We start from the raw sequence: 20,064 nt of genomic DNA, 5'->3' as shown, positions 1-20,064 counted from the left end.
TCGATGGTCAGGTCTGTGGGCGGGAGGCGAACCGGCCGGCCAGGCGGGTGATCGGATCGGGGCCGAACATCAGCTCCAGTGAGGCGGCCGACTCGCCGGCCGAGGCCTCGCTGCGCGGGAAGAGCGCCTTCTCGTACGCCGCCAGTGCGCTCTCGATGTCGCCGGGGTGGTCGGCGACGGCCTGGCCGAGTTCGGCGCCGTCGAGCATGGCGAGGTTGGCGCCCTCTCCGGCGAACGGGGACATCAGGTGCGCGGCGTCGCCCAGCAGTGTGACGCCGGGCACGCGTTCCCACCGGTGGCCGGTGGGCAGGGCGTGGATGTGGCGTGGCACCAGCGGGCCGTCGGCGTCGGCGATCAGGGTGTGGAAGGCGCCGTCCCAGCCGGTGAAGTGCGCCAGCAGCGTGGCCTTGGCGGTCGGGGCGGTGAAGTCGATGCCGTCCAGCCAGCCCTCGTCGGCCCGCAGGGCGGTGTAGACGTGCAGGCTGCCGTCGTCCTCGCGGTGGGCGAGGAGGCCACGCTCACCGTCCAGGGCGATGAGGAAGCCGCCGCCGACGAGGACGGCGCTGTCCGGGTGGCGGACGTCGGCATCGAGCAGGTCGAGTTCGACGAAGGAGATGCCGGTGTAGACGGGGGTGGCGGGTGACAGCAGCGGCCGGACGCGGGACCAGGCGCCGTCGGCGCCGACGAGCAGGTCGGTGGTGATGGTGCTGCCGTCGGTGAAGCTCACCTCGTGGCGGCCCTCGCCCAGAGGGCGGGCGCCGGTGGCCTTGGCGCCCCAGCGGATCGTGCCGTCGAGAAGGGCGTCCAGGAGCAGGTCGCGCAACCGGCCGCGATCGACCTCGGGGCGGTCGCCGGTGCCGTCGTCCTCCTGTTGCAGGGCGACACTCGCGTCACGGCGCAACAGGCGTAGCGCCTGTCCGCCCGGGTGGGTGATCGTGCGGAACGGCTCGTACAGACCGGCGGCGCGCAGCGCGATCTGCCCGGAGTCGTGGTGAATGTCGAGCATGCCGCCCTGGGTGCGGACGTGCCGGCCGCTCTCCAGGTCGAACACGGTCGTCGGGATGCCGTGGGTGTGCAGGACGCGTGCCAGGGTCAGGCCGCTGAGCCCGGCGCCGATGATCGCGATGGGGTGGTGCGGGGTGGTCACGGTGGTGCCTCCCTGGTGAGAGTGCGGAGTGTGCAGGTCGCAGGGGCGAGGCTTGCAGGAGGCCGGTCAGGGCCTAGGTGTCGGCCATGGCCGGTCACCCCCCCGATCAAAAAGCAAGAACAAGCACATTCGTGCTGTCGCTCAAAAACTATAACAACTCTACTCGGGGAGTTGTTTTGGTCAATGCCGTAGACTGCCGACATGACGGAGGCCACCACAGGACGCAGGGAACGCAAGAAGGCCCGCACCAGGCAGGCGATCGCCGACGCCGCGCTGGAGCTGTTCCTGGAGCACGGCTTCGACCAGGTCACCGTCAAGGATGTGGCCGAAGCCGCGGACGTGTCGATGAGCGGGCTGTTCAAGCACTTCCCGACCAAGGAATCCCTCGTCTTCGACGAAGAAGACGACGTCCTGGCCGATCTGGTCTCCGCGGTTCGCGACCGCGCGGAGGGCACATCGGTCCTGGAGGCTCTGCGAAGCCGACTGCTGGCCCACGCCTGCGGGGCGACCGCCGACCAGGAGGCCGCCGCGTTCCTCGACCTCGTCGCCCGCACCCCGGCGCTGGGCGACTACGCCCGCCGCATGTGGCTGCGGCACGAGGAAGAGCTGGCCAAGGCGATCCGCCAGGCCGGTCCGCAGGCCCCCGGCGCCGACGTCGCCGCCCGCGCGGTGGCCCGGTTCGTCCTGGACCGCGCCCAGCCCTGGCACCGCGACGAGCCACGCGCCGAGATCGACACCGCCTTCACCCTGCTCGCCCACGGCTGGCCCGCACCCGAACGGCAGATCCCGCCGCACCACCCACCGCAGGCCGCGTCAGCGTCCCGCTCGCCGGGACTACGCGAACGCAAGAAGGCCGCCACCCGGCAGGCCATCACCGGCGCCGCACTGGAGCTGTTCACCGCGCGCGGCTACGACAACGTCGGCGTCCGCGAGATCGCCGACGCGGCCGGCACCTCGATCGCGACCCTGTTCGCCTACTTCCCCGACGGCAAGGCCAGCCTGGTCTTCCCCGGTGACCGCGGCAGGAACATCGCCATCCTGGTCGACACCGTCCACCTCCGCTCACCCGGCCAGAGCGTCCTGGAGGCACTTCACGACCACATGGCCGGGCGCGGCCCGTTCGACCCCGACCCCGCCCCCGCCCAGCGACGCGCGCTCGACCTCATCCAGGCCACCCCGGAGCTGCGCGACTACATCCTGCGCTCCTGGACCGTGGCCCAGGAGCCGCTCGCCGCGGCCATCACCCACCAGGCCGCGCTTCCGGCCGACGACCTCGCCGCCCGGCTCCTGGCTCACTACGTCCTGCAGATCCCCGACCTGGCCAACTCCATCAACGCCGACGCCCGCCACACCCTGGACGTCGTCACCGCTCTCCTCGAACTCGGCTGGCCCGCCTGCCTCACCAAGTAACCGCCCGCCGCGGTGCTGGCAGCCCGCCCGAGCACGATGCTGGGGCCGCCCGGCTGGGCGGTGCAGAGCCGCTGGCCGCAGGTGCCGACGAGGACGCGGGCAAGCCACGGGTGGGAAGGCCCTTCTTAGGGGGGCGGCTTTTCACCTCAGCCCTGCGCTCCTTTCGAAAGTGAGGCTTCAGCTACGACGACCGGCTCTGAACCGGACCCTCCCTGATTGCTTCAGCCTCCTCCAGAACGCTGAGCGGCGGGAAAGAGAGCGACTACGGCGGCCAGGCCGTACGGCGGGGCGGGTAGTGCGCGGAGGGGGGTGGGTGGTCCGGTCGGCGTATAAAAGGACGGAAACCCTCGCGCCCGCCAGGCCGAAGGCCTGACCCCACCAGACCGAAACCAACGACGGCCGACCGGAACACCCACCCCCCGCAGCGCGAACCTGGAAACAACCGAACCACCCACCACAGGGACGTTCGATGTGTTCTTACCCGCTCACGAAGACGTGACGGGACCCGATCGTGCGATAGCGGTGCCGCCGCTCCTCCAAGCGGACAGCCGGATCCATCGCGCTGAGCCGTACGAGTTCGTGTCTCAGAACCTCAGCCGCTCTCCGGCAGAAAGCCTCAGGACCGCCGTGTTCGGCGATGACGGCGTCCACCAGACCGGCCTCGGCCAGGTCCCCGGCCCGGATTCGCTGGGTGTCGGCGAGGTCGGCGGCCCGGTCGGCGGTGCGGTACATGATGGCGCTCGCGCCTTCGAGGGGCAGTGGCGCCAGCCAGCCGTGCTGGGCGGCCAGGACTCGGTCGGCGGGGATGACGGCCAGCGCGGCGCCGCCCGTGCCCTGGCCCATCAGCAGGGACACCGTCGGCGACGGCAGGGTGATGAGTTCGGCCAGGCACTGGGCGATCTCGCGGGCCAGTCCTCCCTCCTCCGCCGCCCTGGACAGTTCGGCCCCCGCCGTGTCGACCACGGTGACCAGGGGCAGCCGCAGGTCGGCGGCCAGGCGCATGCCTCTGCGGGCCCGGCGGAGTGCGGCAGGGCCGATCGGCGGCCCGGTCCTCTCCTGGCCCAGGAACACGCACGGCGTCCTGCCGAAACGGGCGAGCGCCAGGACGAGCCCGGAATCCGGGTCGCCGAGCGGGACCGTGTCCGTCGCGGCGACGCGTAGTAAGTCCCGCGCGCCGGGACGCGTGGGGGTCCTGGTGGCGAGCACCGCCGGCCACGCGGGGGCATCGCGGATGTCCGGTGGTTCGGCGGGTGGCCGGGGCTCGGTGCCGGTGGGGGTGGGGGTGAGCAGGGTGAGGGTGCGGGCTACGACCTCGGCCAGCGATTCGGGGGCGACCACCATGTCGACGAGGCCGTGCGTGTGGAGGTTCTCGGCGGTCTGCACGTCTCCGGGGAAGGCGGTGCCGTGCAGGGCCTCGTACACGCGTGGCCCGAGGAAGCCGATGAGCGCTCCGGGTTCGGCGAGGGTGAGGTGTCCCAGCGAACCCCAGGAGGCGAGCACCCCTCCCGTGGTGGGATGGCGAAGGTAGACGAGATAGGGCAGCCTCGCGGACCTGTGGGCCACGACGGCCTGCGTGATCTTCAGCATCTGCAGGAAGGCGGGCGTGCCCTCCTGCATGCGGGTACCGCCCGAAGCGGGCGCGACGAGCAACGGCAGCCGCTCGTCGGTGGCCCTTTCGACCGCCGCCACCAGCCGCTCCGCGGCGGCCACGCCGATGGATCCCCCTAGGAAGCCGAACTCGCCGGCGACCACGGCCACCCGGCGCCCGCGCAGGAGCCCCGCCCCGGTGATCACGGACTCGTCGGATCCGGTTCGCTCCCGTGCCCTGGCCAGGGCCTCGGCGTAACCGGGGTCCGGGCGCACGTCCACGGGCGGCGCGTCCCATGAGACGAAGGTGTTCTCGTCGAGTACCGTCCGCAGCAGGTCCCGGGCGTTCGGTCTCACGGTCATGAGGCCGCCGGATTCTCGGGAGCCACGACGTTCTCAAGGGCTGCGGTGTTCCCGGAGGCCGCGGCGAGCCAGGCGCGGACCGCCTCGGAGTCGGCGCCCAGCACGGGCGGCGCGGTGTGCCCGGTGAAGGTGGTCTCGGTACCGCCGAAGTCGAAGAACCGCAGGGGCGGCCCCGGCAGCGTGACGTCTCCCAGGGTCTCGTGGTGGACGTCGAGCAGCAGGCCCTGGCTGCGGGTCTGTTCCCACTCGTAGACCTCGCGGAGGTCGCGTACCCTGCCCGCCGGTATCCCCGCCTCGGCGAGCGACGCCAGCAGAGGCTCGCTGTCGTGACCGGCGAAGACGCCCTCCACGAGCGCGATGACCTTCTCCCGGTTGGCGACCCGGTCGGAGTTCACGGCCATGCCGTCGGTGACCGGGTCGATGCCGAAGGCGGAGCAGAAGCGTCCCCACAGCCCCTCGCTGCCGATCGCCATCTGCACGGCCCCGTCCCGCGTCCGGAACAGTCCGTACGGGCAGATCGACGGGTGATGGTTGCCCTGGGCCCGCCCCACCTGGCCCGCCACCGTCCACTTGGTGCCCTGGAAGGCGTGCACTCCCACGATCCCCGCCAGCAGGGAGGTGCGCACGATCTGCCCGCGTCCCGTGCGCTCTCGTTCCAGCAGCGCGGCGAGCACGCCGTACGCGCCGTGTATGCCGGCGAGGAGGTCGGCGATGGGGACGCCGACGCGTTGCGGGTCGTCCGGGCCGGCTCCGGTCAGCGACATCAGCCCGGCCTCGCCCTGGGCGATCTGGTCGTAGCCCGGCCGCGCGCCCTCGGGGCCGTCGTGGCCGAAGCCGCTGATGCTGAGCACGACGAGCCGGGGGTTGAGTTCGGCCAGGCGCTCGGCGGGGAAACCGAGCCGGTCGAGCACGCCGACGCGGAAGTTCTCCAGAAGCACGTCCGCCCTGCGGACGAGCGCTTCCAGGGTGCGTCTGCCGTCGTCGGACTTGAGGTCGAGCGTCATCGACCGCTTGTTGCGGTTGGCGGACAGGAAGTACGTCGACTCCCCCGCCACGAAGGGCGGGCCCCAGCCTCGGGTGTCGTCGCCGGTGTCCGGGCTCTCCACCTTGATGACGGTGGCGCCCAGGTCTCCGAGCATCATGGCGGCGTGCGGGCCGGCGAGCGCCCTGGTCAGGTCTGCGACCACGATCCCCGAGAGCGGCCCGCCGGTCACCGGCGCGCGCGTGCCGTCGTCCCGGTGCGGGATCACGCGGGTTCCTCCGAACCGGTGACGCGGGCGAGATGACCGGCGATCTCCGCGCTCGCCGGCACTTCGGCCGCGCCGCCGCAGTGAGCCAGCGCGATCTCGGTGATGCCGAGCGCGGCCCACTCGGCGACGGCCGCCGCGCACTCCTCGGGGTCGCCCGCGACGACGAACTCGCGCAGCAGGTCGTCGTTGATGACGTCCTCGCCGAGCGGCTCGCCGTTCCGCTTCGCCTCGGCGATGCGGTGCATGTCGTCGGCGCTCATCTTGTCGCTGCGCTGCAGCATCGCCTCTATCGTGCTGTTGCCGACGAAACGGGCGACGTTCTCGGCCAGGAAGTCACACGCCCTGGCGCGCGCCGCCTCGGGCTCGCTCCGGCTGCCGCTGACCGGTACGTACGCGATCACCTCAAGGGCGTCCGGGTCGCGCCCCGCCTCCGCCGCTCCGGCGCGAGCCGCCTCGACCGCCTCGGCGATCAACGGTCGCGGCGCCAGCAGCGAGAGCAGCAGCCCGTCGGCGACCGCGCCGGCCAGCCGCAGCATCTTGGGCCCGCTCGCCGCGGCGTAGAGAGGCGTAACGTGGCGGGCGGTGTCGGGCGGTTCGAGGGCCACGCCGCGTGCGGTGAACCGGCCCTCCGCCGAGCTCGGCCCCTGTCCGTCGAGCAGGCTCCTCAGCAGGGCGAAGGCCTCCCGGGTGTCCCCCAGGGGAGAACGGACATCCTGGCCGACCGACGCCAGCCGGGCGAGCGCGCCCGGTCCGAGACCGAGGCCGAACCGGCCGCCGGACAACTCCTGGACCGTCAGCGCCTCCATGGCGAGAATCGCCGGATGCCGCAGGTAGGGGCTCACGGTCCCGATGCCGATCCGAATCCGCGAGGTCTGGGCCGCGACCGCACCGGCCAGCGCGAAGGCGCCGCGGGTGAAGAGGTTCTCGGTGATCCAGACGCGGTGGAGACCGGCGCCCTCGAACGTCTTGGCCGCTTCAAGACTCTCCGACATCGAGAGCTGAGCCGGCACGACCGCACTGATCCGCAGCGCCATCGGGCTATGCACCTCCAAGATTCGCCGACGTGCCCGACCAGGCTTTCAGCCGCGGGCGGTGGATCCCAAGGGCCAGATCCGCCGGATTGGTATCCGGTGCGTGACCTCGCCCCGACCCCGAACCCGCACACCGGCCCCCGCGACGTACCCTCATCAAAACAGCGGGGAGCGACATGACGAACGACATGACGGACGTGGCGGGGCTGCTCGGGCTCTGGGCGTCGGGCACCGGCCCCCTCTACGACCAGCTGGCCCTCGGCATCATCCGGCTCATCGAGAGCGGCGACATCGTCGTGGGCACCCGGCTTCCGCCCGAACGCGACTTCGCCAAGGCGCTGGCGGTGAGCAGGACCACGATCATCAGCGCCTACGCCAAGTTGCAGGAACTGGGCTGGCTCGAACGCCGTCAGGGAGCCGGCACCTGGGTGACCCGCCCGGTCGAGGACTCCAGGAAGGCGCTGAACTCACCGGTCGGCGCGACGTCGTACGCCATCACCCGGGTGCTCAACGCCGCCGTACAGCCCGCTCCCGGCGTCATCGACCTCGCCACCGCGGCCTACAAGGACGCCCACCACGTCCACGACGTCCTGGCGTCGCTGCTCCCCGAGGACCTCGCCGTGTACGGCGAGCTGGGCGGCTACCACCCGCTGGGGATCCCCGAACTGCGCAGCGCGGTGGCGACGTTCCTCTCCCAGCGCGGCGTCCCCACCACGCTCAACCAGGTGGTGATCACCACGGGTGTGCAGCAGGCGGCCCAGATCATCCTGTCGGTGTACGCCCCGACCGGGCACCCGGTGGCCGTGGAGTCCCCGACGTGGAACTGCATCCTCGACATCCTCCGCATGCTCGGCGGCGTGGTCATCCCGCTGCCGGTGGACGACCGCGGTGCCGTCCTGGGTGAGATATCCCGCCTGGCGCAGACCTCGAACCTGCGCGCCATCTGGATGACCTCGGGCTACCACAACCCCACCGGCGTCGAGGTCGCCCGGGAGCGCGTCCACGAGGCCGCCCGGCTCGCCGAGGAGACCCGCACCCCGATCATCGAGAACGCCACGCTGCGCGAGCTGGGGCTGCGGCCCGGCAACGCGCCGTTGACGGTCGCGCACTACGCGCCGACCGGACCGGTCATCACCGTGGGGTCGCTGTCGAAACTGCTCTCACCGGTGCTCCGGCTGGCCTGGCTACGGGCGCCGGAGAGCATCGTCCGGCAGATCGCCCGTCAGAAGACGGTGTGGGACAGCGGGAGCAGCCTGCTGCCGCAGATCGTGGCCGCACGGCTCCTGGAGAGCTGGGCCGACATCGCCGCCTCCCGCCGGGAGACGACCGCGCGGAACCTGGCCGCCGCCGAGTCGGCGCTCCAGGAGTTGCTTCCCGACTGGAGCTACCGGGCGCCCGACGGCGGGCAGTCACTGTGGGTGACCATGCCGAGGGGTGACTCGCGGCCGTTCGCGCACCTGGCGATGCGGGAAGGGGTCGAGGTCCTCCCGGGCTCGATCTTCTCCTGGGAGGACTCCCCCTGCCCGAACCTGCGCGTCTCGCTGACCCGCTCACCCGCCGAGACCGTCGAGGGCCTCGGGCGGCTGGCACGTGCGTGGCGGAAGGCGTGAGAACCGGAGCCGGTCACCAGAAGGCCAATCAGGGAGCATTGGGCATGGACCGCCCTGTCGGCCACGCCTAGGTTCGCCTCAGCAGGCGAACAAGCGCACAACCAGGAGATCCTGATGACGACAACCGACGAAACCGTCTCCGTGACGTTCGACGGCGGCGACGACGAGGCCCGCGAGGCCCTGGTCGAGCTGCACCACCGTTTCCTGCGGGCGAACGACCACCTGGACTACGAGGCGCTGACGCAGGCGTGGGACGACACGCCCACCAACCGCAGCTTCAACACCAACGGGTTCACCTACGAGAACCTCGCGGACTGGGAGAACATCTGGAACTTCTACCGGCCGAAGTTCAAGCTCCTGGGGCCCTATTCACCCGGAAGGCTGCACATCATCATCCGCGGTGACATGGCCTGCCTGAGCGCCGACTACGTCTCCCGCGACAAGGCGTGGGTCGGCGACGGCGAGGTGCACAACCCGCCGTACTACCGCGCCACCCAGGTGGCCGTACGGTCCGCCGACGGCTGGAAGGTCGTCCACGCCCACTTCTCGGTCCAGGGCGAGGGTGAGCGGCCGGACCTCGCCGACCGCTGAACCCACCGGGTGACGGCCACGACCACCCCACCCTCACCACGGCCGTGACCACCCACCACGACCGTCCCACCCTCGCCACGCCCGCGACCACCCTCACCGCGGCCGTGACCGCCCCGCCCTCGCCGTATCCGTGACCTTCCGGGCGCCGGTACGGCGGGCGGTGAAGCGGGGTGGATCGGCGCCGGTGGGCGGCGCCCAGCCCGGTGAGCGTTTCCGGTCACAGGATCGAGCGCCGGGCCCCACGACGGCCAGGACACATCCCCCGAGAAAGCGACGGTGCCGCGGGCCTTCGAGGCCCGCGGCACCGTCTCGTTCTCCCCCTCAGGCGGGAGGGGGCGTCAGCCCGTGTTGCAGCAGCCGTACGAGACGCAGCAGGTCCTCGACCGGAACCGCGCCGTCGCCGTACGGCCGCGCCCCGGCGGCGGACCTGGAGCGGCGCGAGGCGAGCAGCCAGGCGCCCACTCCCCCGAGGACGGCACCGGCGATCAGACCGGGGAGCTGGGGACGGATCGCGGCCGCCGCGAGCGCGACGACGTCGAGCTGCCCACCAGCCGTGGACTGTGACCGGCCCTGGACGTCCTGCCCGGCGTGGAAGGCCTGAACGCCGGACGTCACTCCGCCCTGGTTCGGCACGGCCGCCCCGGTCGCGTCGGCGCCGGTCCCGGCTCCGGCCCCGGCGGTGGTCCGCGCGACCGGAGCGGCCTCCAGTTGGGCGATGTTGGTGGTGAACTGCTCGATCAGGGCGTCGATGATGCCGTCCAGGGCACCGCGGCCGAACTGGGCCGCCAGGCCGCGCAGCCTGATGTCGGCGCTCACCGCCATCGTGCAGGCGTCGGGACCCGACGGAGTCACCGCGATGTCGAAGGTCGCGTCCGCGCCTCCCTTGCCGCCGCGGTCCTTCCCGGACGCGCGGAGCACGAGACGCAGGGCCTCCTCGTCGACCTCGACCAGCTTGGCCGTACCGGTGTAGGTCATGGTGATCGGCCCGACCCTGGCGGACAGCAGCCCGTGGTAGGTGCCGTCCTCGACCCCCGTCACGGTCGCCCCCGGCAGGCACCGCGCGACCTTGTCCAGGGCCGTCATCAGCCGGAAGGCCTCGTGCGCGGGTCTGGCGATCTCGATGTGCTTCGTGATGATCACGAGGACTCCTCCTGGGTCTGTGCTCGTGCGGCGGCGGTGTCCCTGACCTTGCGCACTGCGTTGACGATTCCGCGGTAGCCGGTGCACCGGCAGAGGTTCGACGACATCGCCTCCAGCAGCTCCTCGTCGGTGGCCCGCGGCCTGACCCGCAGGAACCACGAGGCCAGCATCAGGAACCCCGGGGTGCAGAAACCGCACTGGAGCGCCCGCTCCTCGATGAAGGCGCGCTGGAGCTCGGACGGTTCGTCCACAGATCCCAGCGACTCGACGGTCCGGACCTCACAGCCGTCCGCCTGTACGGCGAGCGTCAGGCAGGCCCGGACCGCGTCCCCGTCGACGACGACCGTGCACACCCCGCAGATCCCCGACTGGCAGGACACGTGCGTCCCAGTCAGCCGCAGCCGTTCCCGCAGGACCTCGGCCAGGGTCTCGCGCGGTGACACGAGCAGTTCCCGCTCCTCACCGTTCACCGTGGTCCGGATGAGATGCTCCTCGCTCACGTCTCCTCCTTCTCGCCGCGCTCGTCACGAACGGCCTTCTCGCCGAGCTCGTCACGGGCGGTGCTCTCACGGAGTTCGTCACGGACGGCCAGCAGCGACCGCCTGGTCAGCACGGCCACGAGCCGGCGGCGGTACTCCGCGGACGCGTGAATGTCGGCCGGAGGGTCGACCCGCTCGCACGCCACGGCCGCGGCCTCCTCGATCGCCGCGTCGGACAGGCCCTCGCGCAGCAGGTCCTCGGCCTCGGGCACGCGGACGGGGACCTCGCCGACGGCGCCGAACGCCACCCGGGCGTCGAGGTCCCCGCCCGGCGCCCGCCGCAGGGCCACCGCGACGGACACGATCGGAAAGTCGCCGTGCCGACGGTTGAACTCCATGATCCGGGCGACGGTGGGCACGAAACCGAAGCCGACCTCGGTCACGATCTCGTCGGGGCGCAGCGCGGTGGTGAAGAACCCCCGGAGGAAGTCGGCGGCCGGTAGTACGCGCCGCTCCGTCCGGGACCGTACCGTGATCCGCGCGTCCAGCAGCCGGGCGAGCAGGCACCATTCGGCGGCCGGGTCCGCGTGGGCCAGCGACCCGCCGACCGTGCCGCGGGTGCGAATCGGATGGTGCCCGATGAGCGCGGCCCCCTCTCCCAGGACGGGCAGCCGTGCTCGGGCCGGGGCGCCGAGGGCACCGGCCTCGACGTCCCAGTGCCGCACCCCCGCGCCAAGACGTACCTCGTCGTGAGTCGCCTCGACGTACCTCAGCTCCTTGAGCCTGCCGATGTCGATCAGGATCGCCGGTCTGGCCAGCCGCATGGTGAGGATCGGCAGCAGACTCTGTCCCCCGGCGAGGACCTTCGCGTCGCCGCCGAACTCGGCCAGGAGATCCAGGGCGTGTTCGAGGTCGGTGACCCGCCGGTAGTCGAAGTCATGGGCTCTCATCGGCGGGACCTCTCCGACCCTGCGGCGTCCGCGTGCGCCAGCTCCCAGACCCGGAGCGGGGACAGCGGCAGCGCGCGCACCTGCGCGCCCAGCGCGTCGGAGACCGCGTTGGCGAGCGCCGCACCCGGTCCGACGGTCCCCGCCTCTCCCGCGCCCTTCACCCCCAGCGGGTTCAGGGGTGAGGGGGTGGACCGGTGCAGGATCCGGACCGGCGGCATCTCACTGGCCGTGGGGATGAGGTAGTCCATCATCGTTCCGCTTCGCAGCTGGCCGGTCTCCTCGTAGACGAGCTCCTCCAGCAGAGCGCCGCCCACTCCCTGCGCGGCGCCGCCCAGGACCTGCCCCTCGACGATCGCCGGGTTGATGACGGTGCCGCAGTCGTGGACGATCACGTACCGGAGGACGTCGACGCGCCCGGTCTCGGTGTCGACCTCGACGACCGCCGCGTGCGCGCCGCTGCCGAACGGCGTGTCGGCCGGGTCGTAGAACGCTGTGGCCTCCAGTACCGGATCGGCGTCGAGGTTCGTCCGGTGCCGCTTGTACACCTCGGCGCTGAGGTCGGCGAAGGAGATGGCCTGCGAGGGGCTGCCGGCGACGAAGGCGCGACGGTCCGCGAGCCGGATGTCCTCCGGATCGGCCTCCAGCAGGTCAGCGGCCGCCAGCCGGATCCTCCCGGCCAGCTCGGTGGCGGCCTTGTTCATCGCCTGGCCCGCGATCACCGCGCTGCGGCTGCCGACCGACCCTCGATTGCCGTGGCGGACCCGCTCCGTGTCCCCGGAGACCACGGTCACGTCCGCGGGTGTGACGCCCAGGCGGTCCGCGGCGATCTGGGACAGCGCGGTCCGCGCCCCCTGGCCGAAGTGGGAGACCCCGCTCAGCGCCCGGATGCCGCCGTCGCGCCGTACCTCGATCGTCACGCACTCCCAGCCGGGTGCGTCGTATCCACGTTTGCCCAGGGAGGCCGAGGGACTCGACCCGGTGAACTCGGTGTAGAGCGCGATCCCGACGCCTAGCCGCTTCGCGCCGCCGGCTCCGCCGGCGTCCTTCCGTCCGGCGCGGGCCGCCTGTCCGGTACGGACCTCGTGGTAGTCCACCGCCTCCACGAGTGTGCTCAGCAGCTTCGGAAGGTCGGCGCTGTCCATGGTGGGACCGGTCGCCAGCACGTAGGGGAACCGCTCCGGCCCGATGAGGTTGGCCGCGCGGAGATCGACCGGGTCCATGCCCAGCCGGGCGGCGGCGATGTCGATGACGCGTTCGAGCACGAACGTGGCCTCGGGCTGCCCGAACCCGCGGTAGGCGCCGGAGCGGACCTTGTTGGTGAAGGCGCACACCAGGCCGACGTCCACGTTCCGGATGTCGTAGGGGCCGGTCATGAACAGCGAGGTGAGATACGAGGGTCCGACGCCCGAGTAGTCGACGTACGCGCCGATGTCGGTGAGGATCTCGTCTCGCAGCGCGAGGATCCGCCCGTCCCCGCGCAGGGCCAGGGAGACGCGGTGGCGCTGCTGCCGTGCGTGCACCGTGCTCAGGAACGACTCCTGCCGGTCCTCCAGCCAGCGGACCCCGACCCCGTACCGCAGGGCCACCCAGATCGCCGTTACCTCCTCCGGGTAGACCTCGTAGTAGGCGCCGAAGGCCCCGCCCAGGTCCGGGACGTGGACGCGGACGGTGTCGGGCGCGAGACCGAACATCTCCGCGATGTGGTCGCGGAACAGGTGCGGATGCTGGAGGGTCGCCGAGATGGTGATCCCACCGCGTTCGTCGCGGGGCCGGACCAGGATCCCGCGGCCCTCCATCGGCAGGGCCGTCTGCCGCTGCACCTCCAGCGTCTCCTCGACGACCAGGTCGGCCTCGGCGAAGCACGCGTCCACGTCGCCGGTGACCGTACGGCGGCGGTAGGCCTCGTTGCCGCCGAACTCGGGGTGCAGGATCGGCGCGTCCGGTGCGAGGGCCGCGGCCGGGTCGGTCACGATCCGCAGGTCGTCGTAGTCGACGTCCACGAGCTCCGCGGCGTCCTCGGCCAGTTCCCTGGTGCGCGCGACGACCGCGGCGACCGGCTGGCCGACGTGGTGCACGGTGTCGTGGGCCAGCGCGCGGTAGGCGGGGATCCGCAGGCCCTCCTGCCTCCAGATCACCGGCATCGGCGCGAGGTCGGCGAGGTCCTGTCCGGTGACGACGCACAGCACACCGGGGACTTTCAGGGCGTCGCGCGCCGAGATTCCGAGGATCCTGGCGTGGGCGAAACTGGAGCGGACGAACGCGATCTCGTAGGCCCCCTCGTGCGGCAGGTCCGCGAGATATCCGCCCCGGCCGTTGACCAGCAGGATGTCCTCCGCGCGGACCGTACTCCGGCCGACGTGCCCGTGCCCGTGCCCGCCGGACGCTGACACGGTGTTCGGGGGGTGGTTGTCTCCGGTCTTCGCGGACATGTCCGAATTGCGCATGGTGACTCCCAACGCTAGCGAGTCGGGTCCGGACCCGTACTCGCAGGTAGCCGGGTCTCCCCGGACACGACCGGTGGGACCGGCCAGGGCAGTTCGAGCGCCGCGGCGTACCGCAGCAGCTCGAAGTCCTGCCCCACGCGGGCGATCAGCTGGACCCCGATCGGCAGGCCGGTCGCCGTCCGCCCGAACGGAAGCGAGCACGCCGGCTGGCCGCACAGGTTCCACAGTTGCGTCAGCCGCCACCAGGCCCGCGAGTCCGCGGGCGTGCCGTTCAGAACCTCGGGCCCGTCGATTCCGACCTCGAAGGCCGGGACCGAGACCGAGGGACCGAGCAGGACGTCGAAGCCCCCGAACAGGGCGGATACCTCGCGTGCGAGACGGATCCGCCGCGCCTCGGCCAGCTGCGCCTCCCCTTCCGGCTGCTCGCGTGCCCACTCGACGACCGTCCTGAAGCTGTCGCTCAGGAGGGGCCACGAGTCCGGCGGAAGGATCTGGGCCTGGGCGGCCATGCCCGCGGAGAACAGCATGTCCCAGATCTGCTCGAACCCGCTGACCGACAGCTCCACCGGTTCCACTCGCGCGCCCAGCGCCTCGAACGCGGCCGCCGCGACCTCGACGGCCCGTACGAGCTCGGGTTCGACGAAGATCCCGTTGACGGTGGTGAAGAGACCGACGCGTACGCCGGGCAGCCCCTCGGTGCGCGCCCGCTCCAGCGACGCCAGCAGGGGTGCCACGGCCGGGCCGGCTCCCTGCAGTACGGCCAGCGCGACCGCGACGTCCCGCACCGTCCGGGCGATCGGGCCGGTGTGCCCGAGCGGGCCGATGACACTGGGCGGGTACGTCGGCACGGTCCCGGTCGTCGGCTTGATGCCGACGACCCCGCACAGCGCCGCGGGCACCCGGATCGAACCGCCTCCGTCGGTGCCGACCGCGATCGGCCCCATGCCGCACGCGACGGCCGCCGCGGCCCCTCCGGAGGAACCGCCCGCGGTCCTGGAGGTGTCCCAGGGATTCACCGTCGCGGGGCCGAGCGGTCCGTCGGTCACGGCCTTGTGCCCGAACTCGGGTGTCGTCGTCTTCCCGATGATGACGACACCCGCGTCCCGCAGGAGGGTGACCGACGGCGCGTCGTGGTTCGGCACCAGATCCCGGTAGGCGGCGGAACCGTAGGTGGTGCGAAGCCCCCGCGTCGCCACGACGTCCTTCACGGTGACGGGCACACCGTGCAGGGGCCCGACCGGGCCGTGGTCCCGCAGGATGCGGTCCAGGTGCGCGGCCTGTGCCAGCGCGCCCTCCGCGTCGAGGGTGTGCAGAGCGTGGACGACCGGGTCCGTCCGGCTGACCTGGTCCAGAATCGAGCTGACGGCCTCCGTGCAGGACAGGCCGCCCGTGCGGATGAGTCCGGCTACCTCCGTGGCGGAAAGCCGAGAGACTTCGGTGTCCACTCTTCTCCAGACGTGTGCGTTGGTCGAATCGTGTGCGTTGGTCGAGTCCGGACCGCCAGGGGCGTCGTTCGCGGTCGATTCTTCGGGCGCGACGCCGGGTCTCCGGCCTTCACGAAGTTGTCACGTCCGGCCGATGGGCGGCCATAGCCAATGGCGTCCGATTGGTCCCGGGTTCACACGGCGCTGATCCACGTACGGCTTCAAGTCGCGCGGCGCTGATCCACTTATGGCATTGACACGTACGGCGCTGATCCACGTACGGCACTAACCTACGCACATGCCCGCCGCCCCTCACGACGAGTTTCCTCCGGCGCTGACCGCGATCGCCCAGATCGACTTCAGCCACGGCACCATCGACTACGATCCCCGCGACGCTTTCCTCTCCCCGGAGGAGACGGCATCCTGGATCCGCGCCTGGACCGGCAACGACGACCTCAGCGGCGACGACTTCCGCGTCTTCGGCCAGGACGGCACCGGTGGCTACACCGCCTTCTGGCTCGTCCGCCCCGGCGCCCCTCTCCCCGACCAGCCCGTCGTCTTCCTGGGCTCCGAAGGAGAGATCGCCGTCGTGGCCCGGAACCTCGCCGACTACCTGTGGCTCCTGGCCAACGGCATCGGGCCCAGCGAGGTGGCCAACCACTCCGAGTACCCTGCCCGGCCGAACCCCACGCTGCTTCCCCTGGCGGAACGCTTCGCTCCAGGCCGCGACCGTTCCCCGGCGGCCGTGATCACCGCCGCCGCCGAGGAGTTCCCCGACTTCGAGCAGACCATCAACGACCTCTGCCGCTACTGACGCGGCGCCCCTCATCGCCCCCACCGTTCCGGAGATGACGGGCAGTCTCCGGAACGCCTTCAGAGCAAAGAGATAGGACGGTCTCCAGGAGTCCTATTCCACCGGGACGGCGGCGACGGCTTCGATCTCGATGAGGATGTCGGGACGGAACAGGCCCGCGACCTGCACGAGAGAGCTCGTCGGCGGACGCTCCAGGTTGACGAACTCATCGCGTACGGTCCGCACGGTCGCCAGCGCCGAGGTGTCCACGACGAAGATCGTGAGCTTGAACACGTCGTCCCAGGTCGCCCCACCCGCTTCGAGCGCGGCCCCGACGTTGTGCATGACCTGGCGCGTCTGTGCCTCCCAATCCCCTGCGGCGGCCACCGTACCGTCGGCGGCGATCGGGACCTGCCCTGAAGTCCAGACGAGCCTGCTGCCCGGAGCGATGCTCGCGACATGGCTGTAACCGTTGGTGGGCGGCAGGGTCGAAGGCGTGCCGAACTCGATGGACGTCATGGGATCCGTTCCTTGTGCTGTGTCGTTCGGATGCGGGTGGTTCGGTGTGTTCACGTTGTGGCGGGTGGTCCGGCTGCTTCCGGATTCGCGCTGCGGTGGGCGGGGGTCTGGTTGCTTCTGGATTCGCGCTGCGGTGGGCGGGGGTCTGGTTGCTTCCGGGTTCGCGCTGCGGTGGGCGGGTGGTCCGGCCGGCCGTCGTTGGTTGCGGTCTGAGGATTCAGGCCTCCGGCCTGGCGGGCGCGGTGGTTTCGGTCCCTTTATACGCCGTCCGGACCACCCACCCACCTCCGCGCACTGCTGTCGCACCGTACGGCCCGGCCGCCGTAGCCGCTCCCTCTCCCACCGCCCATCGCCCTCATGGAGGCTGAAGCAATCCGCCAAGGGTTCGTCGAATGCTGATCACCGCAGCTGAAGCCTCACTTTCGAGAGGAGCGCAGGGCTGAGGTGGAAAGCTGCGCCCCCTTAAGAAGGGCCCACCCACCCGTGAGGCGCCAGCTTCGCTGGGACGGCTGATGCCCACCCATTACTCCGCCTCACCCGCACGACCACACACGTGCTCCCACCCGCACAACCACATGCGTGCCCCCCACGACGCCCTCCACCCACACGACCACACCCGCACCTCTCACAACCCCCCACCCGCACGACCTCATGCGTGACCTCCCATGACGCCGGTACGGCGAGCGGTGACGCGGACCCGACCGGCGCCGATGGACGGCGAGCAACCCGGCATGCGGTTCCCGCACCACGTCACCGGTCGTTTCCGGCTGCGGTGTCCGCCAGGTGGAACCACACCGCGTTGCCCGCCTCGGCGTCATGGTGAACACCCCAGCGGGTCGAGAGCAGCTCGACCATGAACAGGCCCCGCCCGCCGTCAGGGGTCCCGGTAGCAATGAAGAAATTTCCAACGAAGTACCGTTTGACCTGCGCTAACGAAGGTGTCCTAGAAGCCGGGGTTTCGACTGTGCATGGCCGTGCCCAGCGCGGCTGACCTGAACTGAGCGAGCGTATTCCCCCACGAAGTTCGCCCCTTCCCGCAGATCTTGGGCTCTCTTCGCCAGTCGGCGATCGTCCCGGACTGCCCAGCGTCCGAACCGGTCGCGTCCGGAAGCAGGGGCGCCGCCATTGTCGAGCAAGGGGATCGTGGCGGCAGCACGCGCACACGATTGGGACTTAAGGAGGTTCCCGTAGCAAACGGCGAAAATCCAACGAATATAGGGCTGAGCTGCGGTTATGAGTGTTGCTCCCCGAGACCGGATGTATCCGGTCTCGAGGCTGATAAAAAGCCGAAAACCGCCCAGCCAGACTACCGGGTCAGCCTCCCCACCCCGATGCGGCAGAACGCGATATTTCCTCCTAAAGCAAGATTTGTCACCCGGGCACCTTTAACGGAAGATCCACGTAACTCGTCCCCATCAGGTCGGGTCTGCATCACCTCCATCGTCCGGCCCTTGGGGGCTCCGCCGGGCGCTGGCACACCCCCCGGGAACCCCCACCGCTCGGAGGAACACGTGCAACGAAGAATTCCCCTGCTGGGCCTCGCGCTCGCCATCATCGCCTTACTGCTCCCCATCCCCACCGGGGTCGCCGCCTCGGCGACCCCGCCCGCCGCCTCGGCCATCGCCTGGTCGCCCTGCCAGGACAATCCCGGCTTCGACTGCGGGACGGTGTCCGTACCGATCGACTGGAACAGGCGGAACGGGCCGAGGATCGACCTGGCGCTGGCTCGGCACAAAGCCACCGACCCCGCCGCCAGGGTCGGCTCTCTGCTGATCAATCCCGGCGGGCCGGGTGGTTCCGGGGTCGACTTCGTCATGGCGAGGCCCAACTGGCTGAGCGATGAGCTCCACCGCCGCTTCGACATCGTCGGCTTCGATCCGCGTGGTGTGGCCCGTAGCCATCCCATCGTCTGCTCCGGCGAGGCGCTGAACCGGACGCCGTACCTGGTCCCGGCGAACGCGGCCCAGTTCGAGGCGCTGCGCGTGGCCATCACCGATCTGCGCGCCGACTGCCGGGCCCGTACCGGTCCGCTCTACGACCAGGTGAACACCCTCAACGTGGTACGTGACCTGGACGCCATCAGGGCGGCCCTGGGCGAGGAGAAGCTGACCTTCTACGGCGTGTCCTACGGCACGCTGCTCGGTCAGCAGTACGCGGAGATGTACCCACGCCGGGTGCGCGCGCTCGCGCTGGACAGCAACGTCGATCACAGCCTGGACATGAAGGAGTTCTTCGACACCGAGGCCGTCGCCGCTCAGGACTCCTTCAACGAGTTCGCGAACTGGTGCGCGCGGTCGCAGAGCTGCGCGTTGCACGAGCAGGGCGTACGCGCGGTCTGGACCCGGCTGCTCGCCAAGGCCGACCGTGGCGAGCTGCGGAACCCGGAGTTCCCCGACATCCCGGTGACGGCTCTCTCACTGATCAGCGAGGCGCACCTGCGGTTCTACGGCCCGCAGTGGGAATTCCTCGCGCAACTCCTGGTCGACCTCGACAACGGCGCCGCCCTGCCTCCCGGCGTTCTCGCCCCCTACCAGAACGGTGAGGTGGCCGCCTTCCCCTTCCCGATCCTGTGCCAGGACTTCGACCTGCGGGCCCGTGGCTACAGCGAGTACGCCGGCCACCTGCGCCGCTCGGCCAGGCTCGCGCCCGACATGAGGTACGGTCCGCTCGCCGCCACGCTGGCGCCCATCTGCCTGGCCCAGCCCACGCCGATCCCCAATCCCCAGCGTCCCACGCGGGTCCGTGACAGCTTCCCGCTCCTGCTGGGCACCGCGCTGCACGACCCCGCCACGCCCTATGAGTGGACCGCCGGCCTCGCCCGTCAGCTCGGCCCGTACGCCAGGGTGCTCACCTATGAGGGCTGGGGCCACGGCGTCTACGGCTGGAGCGACTGCACCACCGGAACCTTCGACGCCTACCTGATCTCCCGAACGCTGCCGCCGCGCGGAAAGCGCTGCGAGGCCGTCTCACCCGCCTCCGGCCTCACCGCCAGGCTGCCACAACCGCCTCCCGCCCACATCCCGACGCCCATCCTCCCCGGTTGGCCGTCCCTGTTCTGACCCCGGCGCGTGCCGTAGGGGCGCCATCGGTCGGGTCGCCCCGGACGTTTCAGTCCGGGGCGACCCGACCGGCCGCACCTACCCCAGGTCGTCCTCGCCGTCAGGGAAAACGCCGGACTTCCCGGCCTGCGCCCCCACACCCTGCGGCACACCCTCGCCACCCGCCCGCGCGAAGGCGGCGCCAACGGCGCCCAGATCCAAGCGACCCTCGGCCACGGTGCGAAACCGCCGCTCCCCTCCGCCCCAACCCTTGCCCCATCTATCGAA

General features: G+C 71.1%; 15 protein-coding genes. 5 read left to right on the top strand and 10 right to left on the bottom strand.

Going from position 1 to position 20,064, the window contains the following annotated elements:
- Nucleotides 1-7: 7 nt before the first annotated feature.
- Nucleotides 8-1,147 (bottom strand): NAD(P)/FAD-dependent oxidoreductase, encoded by a 1,140-nt coding sequence (locus AB0N02_RS32255; protein ID WP_363954105.1) that lies wholly within the window; start codon nt 1,145-1,147, stop codon nt 8-10.
- Nucleotides 1,148-1,348: 201 nt separating this feature from the next.
- On the opposite strand from AB0N02_RS32255, the gene AB0N02_RS32250 reads away from it, so the two are divergent.
- Nucleotides 1,349-2,557, top strand: coding sequence for a TetR/AcrR family transcriptional regulator (locus AB0N02_RS32250; RefSeq protein WP_363954103.1), 1,209 nt, complete (start codon nt 1,349-1,351; stop codon nt 2,555-2,557).
- A gap of 477 nt (nt 2,558-3,034) precedes the next feature.
- On the opposite strand, the gene AB0N02_RS32245 is transcribed toward AB0N02_RS32250, so the two are convergent.
- Genes AB0N02_RS32245 through AB0N02_RS32235 form a run of 3 tightly spaced genes read right to left on the bottom strand, consistent with a single transcriptional unit; the run spans nt 3,035 to nt 6,791 of the window.
- Complete coding sequence (locus AB0N02_RS32245) at nt 3,035-4,507, bottom strand: carboxyl transferase domain-containing protein (protein ID WP_363954101.1); 1,473 nt, start codon at nt 4,505-4,507, stop codon at nt 3,035-3,037.
- Nucleotides 4,504-5,757, bottom strand: coding sequence for a CoA transferase (locus AB0N02_RS32240; RefSeq protein WP_363954099.1), 1,254 nt, complete (start codon nt 5,755-5,757; stop codon nt 4,504-4,506). The genes AB0N02_RS32245 and AB0N02_RS32240 overlap by 4 nt, the downstream gene beginning before the upstream one ends.
- Complete coding sequence (locus AB0N02_RS32235) at nt 5,754-6,791, bottom strand: LLM class flavin-dependent oxidoreductase (RefSeq protein ID WP_363954097.1); 1,038 nt, start codon at nt 6,789-6,791, stop codon at nt 5,754-5,756. The genes AB0N02_RS32240 and AB0N02_RS32235 overlap by 4 nt, the downstream gene beginning before the upstream one ends.
- A gap of 173 nt (nt 6,792-6,964) precedes the next feature.
- Here AB0N02_RS32235 and AB0N02_RS32230 point away from each other — a divergent pair, with 173 nt between their 5' ends.
- Together AB0N02_RS32230 and AB0N02_RS32225 are read left to right on the top strand one after the other, a co-directional pair.
- Complete coding sequence (locus AB0N02_RS32230) at nt 6,965-8,398, top strand: PLP-dependent aminotransferase family protein (protein ID WP_363954095.1); 1,434 nt, start codon at nt 6,965-6,967, stop codon at nt 8,396-8,398.
- 114 nt (nt 8,399-8,512) lie between these two features.
- Complete coding sequence (locus AB0N02_RS32225; protein WP_363954093.1) at nt 8,513-8,989, top strand: nuclear transport factor 2 family protein; 477 nt, start codon at nt 8,513-8,515, stop codon at nt 8,987-8,989.
- 321 nt (nt 8,990-9,310) lie between these two features.
- On the opposite strand, the gene AB0N02_RS32220 is transcribed toward AB0N02_RS32225, so the two are convergent.
- The 5 genes from AB0N02_RS32220 to AB0N02_RS32200 are packed head-to-tail and all read right to left on the bottom strand — an operon-like array spanning nt 9,311 to nt 15,447.
- Nucleotides 9,311-10,129 (bottom strand): SRPBCC family protein, encoded by an 819-nt coding sequence (locus AB0N02_RS32220; RefSeq protein WP_363954091.1) that lies wholly within the window; start codon nt 10,127-10,129, stop codon nt 9,311-9,313.
- Nucleotides 10,126-10,629 (bottom strand): (2Fe-2S)-binding protein, encoded by a 504-nt coding sequence (locus AB0N02_RS32215; protein ID WP_363954089.1) that lies wholly within the window; start codon nt 10,627-10,629, stop codon nt 10,126-10,128. Before AB0N02_RS32215 ends, AB0N02_RS32220 begins: the two co-directional genes overlap by 4 nt.
- A complete protein-coding gene (locus tag AB0N02_RS32210) occupies nt 10,626-11,558 on the bottom strand; it encodes an FAD binding domain-containing protein (RefSeq protein WP_363954088.1) in 933 nt (310 codons plus the stop codon). Before AB0N02_RS32210 ends, AB0N02_RS32215 begins: the two co-directional genes overlap by 4 nt.
- Nucleotides 11,555-14,002, bottom strand: coding sequence for a molybdopterin cofactor-binding domain-containing protein (locus AB0N02_RS32205; RefSeq protein ID WP_363954086.1), 2,448 nt, complete (start codon nt 14,000-14,002; stop codon nt 11,555-11,557). The genes AB0N02_RS32210 and AB0N02_RS32205 overlap by 4 nt, the downstream gene beginning before the upstream one ends.
- A 14-nt stretch (nt 14,003-14,016) precedes the next feature.
- Nucleotides 14,017-15,447 (bottom strand): amidase family protein, encoded by a 1,431-nt coding sequence (locus tag AB0N02_RS32200; protein WP_363954084.1) that lies wholly within the window; start codon nt 15,445-15,447, stop codon nt 14,017-14,019.
- A 277-nt stretch (nt 15,448-15,724) separates the two neighbouring features.
- Here AB0N02_RS32200 and AB0N02_RS32195 point away from each other — a divergent pair, with 277 nt between their 5' ends.
- On the top strand, nt 15,725-16,240 hold the full coding sequence (locus tag AB0N02_RS32195; RefSeq protein ID WP_363954082.1) for an SMI1/KNR4 family protein: 516 nt from the start codon (nt 15,725-15,727) through the stop codon (nt 16,238-16,240).
- 93 nt (nt 16,241-16,333) lie between these two features.
- Here AB0N02_RS32195 and AB0N02_RS32190 read toward each other — a convergent pair whose 3' ends face one another.
- Complete coding sequence (locus AB0N02_RS32190; protein WP_363954080.1) at nt 16,334-16,738, bottom strand: RidA family protein; 405 nt, start codon at nt 16,736-16,738, stop codon at nt 16,334-16,336.
- A 1,511-nt stretch (nt 16,739-18,249) separates the two neighbouring features.
- Here AB0N02_RS32190 and AB0N02_RS32185 point away from each other — a divergent pair.
- Nucleotides 18,250-19,797, top strand: a complete 1,548-nt coding sequence (locus tag AB0N02_RS32185; protein WP_363954078.1) for an alpha/beta hydrolase — start codon at nt 18,250-18,252, stop codon at nt 19,795-19,797.
- Nucleotides 19,798-20,064 lie beyond the last annotated feature (267 nt).

It is taken from the genome of Streptosporangium sp. NPDC051022, assembly GCF_040683035.1.
In the GTDB taxonomy this organism is placed as follows: Bacteria; Actinomycetota; Actinomycetes; order Streptosporangiales; family Streptosporangiaceae; genus Streptosporangium.
This window is presented reverse-complemented; position numbering and strand designations above follow the sequence as displayed.